The 340-nt window shown below is 59.4% G+C and carries 1 protein-coding gene; it reads right to left on the bottom strand.

What is annotated here, in order from left to right; genetic code table 11:
- Nucleotides 1-340: substrate-binding domain-containing protein (locus EH240_RS37640; protein ID WP_167484337.1), on the bottom strand; the 340-nt coding region annotated here is incomplete at both ends.

The raw sequence follows: 340 nt of genomic DNA, 5'->3' as shown, positions 1-340 counted from the left end.
AACGCCAAACGCCACCGCGTCATTGAAGCAGACGGCCCCGGTCGGTCGATCGCTGATGGTCATCGCACGTCCGATGGCTTCCACGCCACCTGCTCTCGAGGGAATGGACGGAACAACCAACTCCGCATCGAACGTAAGACCACTTTCGTCCATGGCTTTGCGGTATCCAGACCGTCGCTCGGCAAACACAGCCGTATCTGGAAAGCCTCCCAAAAAAGCGATCCGGCTATGCCCTAGCGATACCAAATGCTTGACCCCCATCGCCACGCCGCCCACGTTATCAGACACAATCGACGACATTCTCGCGCCGGGCAGGCTGCGGACTACCACAACCACCGGA

The organism is Mesorhizobium tamadayense (assembly GCF_003863365.1).
GTDB lineage: Bacteria > Pseudomonadota > Alphaproteobacteria > Rhizobiales > Rhizobiaceae > Mesorhizobium > Mesorhizobium tamadayense.
The sequence above is the reverse complement of the archived record's forward strand: the minus strand, read 5'-3'. Positions and strand labels throughout refer to the sequence as shown.